Here is a 4,722-nt window from a genome sequence, read left to right as displayed (position 1 = left end):
AAGGTCGTGTTGATTTCGTAAGTCAGCGTCCCATCATCTTCAATGAATCCGTACGGAATGCATAACCCGATTTCCTTGGGAATTTCATTGGGCTTACGGTAACGTAATCGCTTCGCCAACTGCTGAAAATAGGGATTCGAAACGCTGAAGCCAGGCTCGTTCTCGGAATTGCTAAAGCTTTGCTCCACGATGAACAAGACCCCCTCCCGCCACAGATAGAATCGAACATCATTCCACACCAGACTATCAGGAATACCCCAATCTTTCTCTGGTTTGGCTGCTAGCTGTTTGACAAGCTTTCTTTCTTTTTCAACCAATTCAGTTTTGAATTTTGCAGTAACTTCTGGGAAGTCCGGATTATCAGGCTCCTCTTTCGCCAGTCGCTCATATCTTTCAATGCTCTCTTTCACCGATGTTATTTCATATTGAGTATCCCGAATCAACGCTTTTAATGAAGAGCGCTCATCCTCCAAGATTTCAGTTAAAATCCCCTTCGGCACATTCGCAACCACGCGAATACTCATATTGTCAATATCGATACCAGTGCCAGATTCCATATACAGCTTTTCACCAAAGCCTTCTTTATAGCCACCTTCCCAGTAACCACCCCACTGCAGCCCACCTTGTACACTGAATACTGCCCGACCCTGGCATTCCTGCAGCTGGCCCATCATTGGCATAAAATCAGGCATCAATACCTGACGCTTTTCAGCAACTGGAATGGCCTTCAATTGCTTTTCCAGCTGCTCACGCTCTCTCGCTTCATCAGTTGTCGGCTCGCTGGCATCAGTACACCCGGCCAGTAGCGCTCCCATCATCAACAAACCGACCTTGATTGGTTTCATGTCTATCCTATTGTCGTTGGCGCGGCTGGGTCAGGAAGGCGAGGTGATGCGCTTGCATCTGCTAGCTGCGTATCGCTCCTCCTAATATAGCCATTATTCAGATCAGCCAGCATGGTCAGATTCATGCCAGACTGGTTATTCTCCCCAGCAGTCCAGGTAATTGGTAATGCACAGATAAATCCTCTCACTCCCTTCGGTGCAAACTCAGGCCCACGCTCTAGCGCCTCCCAATAATGCTTGCTGGACACCTCGTCTCTATTCCAAAAAGCCACATGAAATGGCATCAAATATTTGAGCCGCCCGCCTTTTTCCGGATTACCCAATTTGGAATATGACCACACAGGCCAAATAGATGCAGGGGCATTTTTTCTCAATCGCTCATCTACACCCATGTCAATTGATTGAATACCCTGGGAGGGCTTATGGCGGGGTATATGAGAAAAAGCATTTTCATATGCAATCTGATTATCCTTAGCAACCTTTTGAATAGCCTGCCAAGTCTTTGGATTAGCTGGTTCCGCCAGCCCTGACTCAAGCTCAGTAGCAGGGGTTTTACTCCCCGTCAACCCGAACAGCTTTCTCCATAACCTTACTCGCAGCTGATGCACACAGTTGCTAACTGACACCTGATGCACACCATCCAGTTTGACCTGTATAGCTTCATCATCCTTTACAATCACTGCGATTTCTGAATCCCGATCACCTAACATACTTCGATCATTGATATTGGCACTACCTAGAATAGCCACACGATCATCCGCAATCAGCAATTTCGAATGCACATATATCTGCTCAGTTACTGGACGCTTTTCAAACATCGCCCAATTACGCAAATTCAATAGCGTAACATAATCACGCCACTTCTCTCCCACCTCTCTACTCAACTCAACCAACCCCACTTTTTCGGCAATCTGAGCAGCTTTTCCAAATGGCACGCCCGAACGCACTAACTGCTCTTCATAAATTGCACGCCGAATACCATTTATTAGACTGTAGTGCCCGTTCACCACAGACTGCTGGGTTAAATGGACTTGTGTCATAATATTCAACACATTCAATGCGCCCTCTGGATGAACGGGCAAAACAAGGTAAATATGAAATTTCAGATCATCCGCAATCGCACGCCTAACTCGACTAACCAGTGCCTGGCATATAGGGTTTAGCAGCGTCTTCTGTGGAATAGCCAACTTTTTTGTGGCTTCAATCATTGCCAGATTGGATAAAGCCGCCTTCAACTCAGAGAAAAACTCACGGCCACCCGGTTCTCGCAATACATCATCCACCTTCTTCCAATTTATTTGCTTAAATAAATCATTCAAGCCGACATTTTCCAGGTTAAGCATTTTGGCATATTTCTGATACCCTGGAATCCTTTTTATATCAAGCAATGCGCCCATTGGCCCTGAAAAATTACTGCTATACAGGCCTTCATCTCTTCCATACCAAGATTGGAAAAACTGTCCCTCTATATAGATAAAATTCTGAGACCCCGATATAGCCCTCAGCATAGCCTTCAAACAATTGTTTTGACATAAATTTGAATGAATATCACTCGAATCCTCTTTCTCCTCATCTTTAAGCATAGTTTTAGGTCCACTTCTTAAAACCTGCACCCATGATTTACCAGAAAACGAAGAAATGGCATCCTTCTTTGGAATATGAGCAGACTTAACCCTCGGAAGCTTAACTGGTGAGTTATAATTAATACCCAAAACATCAAGAAAAGGCTGGACATCGCTCCCGATACTAAGCCTTGCCTGCTCATATTTTTTTGCCACACCATTCCATCGCTTAATAAAATTCCTACTTAAATCTATGACAGAAGGACCTGAAATCTGGCAATGCACGTCATGCCATGGCATTCTTGGTTGCAACTCAGCATTTAATACAAAGCCGCTCTTTGGCAAAATTTTCTTTAATTTAAATAAATTTTCATATCGTTCCTTTCGCTTACTTGCTGCCACGCCAGAACGCTTTACGACTTCCAACACCAGTGTTAATATTATCTCGCCTACTTTATCTCCAATATCTCCTGGCAATTCGTCCAGACTTGCATTGTTAAGCCATGCAATCACTGCGGCACCATTATTCAAAGCATTAGCCGAGCCAGATAACGCAAGTTTTTCAATTTTCCGCTTTATATCTGGTGGCAAAGTAGCCCATTTACCTCTAATATAATCAACAGAAATATCTACGGCCTTATCCTGGATTTTAGATGACACATCGTCTATAAAATCGCCAAGCAAATTTACATTATTCCATGCTTCATCAATGACATCCGACGCTACTCTCTTGAATTCCGAGACTTTCCGCTCAACCATATCCACACCATCTTTGACGTATGCAACTGGTTTTGAGGAGGAAGAGAACCACCAAGCCCCGGCATCTCCAGCAAAGCTATCAAAGCATGAAAACAACAACTCCATTCTAGTTAGGTACTTTGCCTTATCAACATTATCCAATTCATAAATAGAAGGGATGCAACTATTATATAATTCATTACCCTCACGCCAGTCAGCTTTCAAGTTGAAAGACGCTGTATCCCGCCTGCCATAAGCCAAATCAATTCCACCGACATATGCCCTTTCATTATCAATCACAACCAATTTTTGATGGTGTGAGAATCCAATCTTTAAACCGGTAGGCATATCACTTTGTTGAATAGCAGGCATAGCAAATGCTCTAGGGCCACCTGCCAGCCCGGCATTAAGATGATGCACAGCGAGAACCGTCTCAAAATCACCAGTATCCAAACCAGCCTTTGGAGATAACCAGGGCATCACATAGACAGTCGCACCGTTTTTAATTGCCGCATCCAAACAATCTAAGAGCGTAACACCTGTTTCCAACTCAACATCAAAATTCACTTGCCATCCCAATATAAAAACGGATGATTTAGCAGAGCGAATATCTTTTGCCACTGACGAAAAATATTCTTCGCCCGTTACAAAAAAATTAACTTTATTACCGTATTTAGCTCTTGAAAATAATTTTCCCCACCCAATATTAATTCCAGAACGATCTACATATGGGCTTGGCAATCCCTCAGGACCGTCAACTGGAAACCAGCCTGGAGCTGAAACTGAATCTCCTGCCGCTTTGCCATCACCATCAACCAACTGCGAAATCACCTTGCCCAATTCACTCCCCATCCTTAATGCTAATTTTTAATAGATTCCACTTATTTTCTTGACAAAATTGATCTTGCAATTAATTGAAAATCAACAACCTGCTGAGAATCTTTTGCATATAGAACCTCATCCATCGCCCCCTCCAAATATAAGCTTGATCGAAGTTCATCACTAAAATCTGCCGAATTCATCGCCCTCCTCAAACTCTCATCAATATTGAGCGATTTATTAAATTCAGCCGCATGTATTTGTACCACATGACCAGGATAGCTAAGCCAGACCACACCATTATTTTCAAAATATGATTCAGATAGCTTTTTTTGCTGATCAAGAGAAAGAGAAATAAAACCATTTTCGTCACTCCTTCCCTTTAAAAGGACATCCTCGTCACTTATGCGCCCCATTCCAGATGGCATGGAACCTTTTGAAATTTTCCAAGGTGTAAATGCAAGCGGATGCCCACCTTTACCAGGAGTATCTGACAAATAAAGCTTGAACTCCTTTGGAACCACCGTAAATGGGAGACTAGACGGCATTTTTGGCAAATCCAATACCTCGCTACCCGGCCCTTGATAGGTCCGGCTGGCGGCATGGATGGTGAGTTCGCCGGGGCACTGGGCGCTGAAGCCGCCGTCCAGGGTCAGGCTGGCGCCGCCAGCGGTCTGGATCACGATCCGTTTCGGGGACGCCAGCGTGGTGTCCGCCTGGGCGCTCTCTGCGCTCAATGCGCCTTGCGCCGCCAGGGT

General features: G+C 44.4%; 2 protein-coding genes and 1 pseudogene. All 3 read right to left on the bottom strand.

The genetic code is table 11. The annotated features are described in order from the left end of the window. Positions 1-845: pseudogene (locus tag HNQ59_RS19005) on the bottom strand (hypothetical protein); the annotation flags it as partial. Between the two features lie 2 nt (positions 846-847). Next, positions 848-3,976 (bottom strand): phospholipase D-like domain-containing protein, encoded by a 3,129-nt coding sequence (locus HNQ59_RS19000; protein WP_425491409.1) that lies wholly within the window; start codon positions 3,974-3,976, stop codon positions 848-850. A gap of 50 nt (positions 3,977-4,026) precedes the next feature. Then, positions 4,027-4,722: DUF2345 domain-containing protein (locus tag HNQ59_RS18995; RefSeq protein ID WP_184041965.1), on the bottom strand; the 696-nt coding region annotated here is incomplete at its 5' end.

The organism is Chitinivorax tropicus (assembly GCF_014202905.1).
In the GTDB taxonomy this organism is placed as follows: domain Bacteria; phylum Pseudomonadota; class Gammaproteobacteria; order Burkholderiales; family SCOH01; genus Chitinivorax; species Chitinivorax tropicus.
This window is presented reverse-complemented; position numbering and strand designations above follow the sequence as displayed.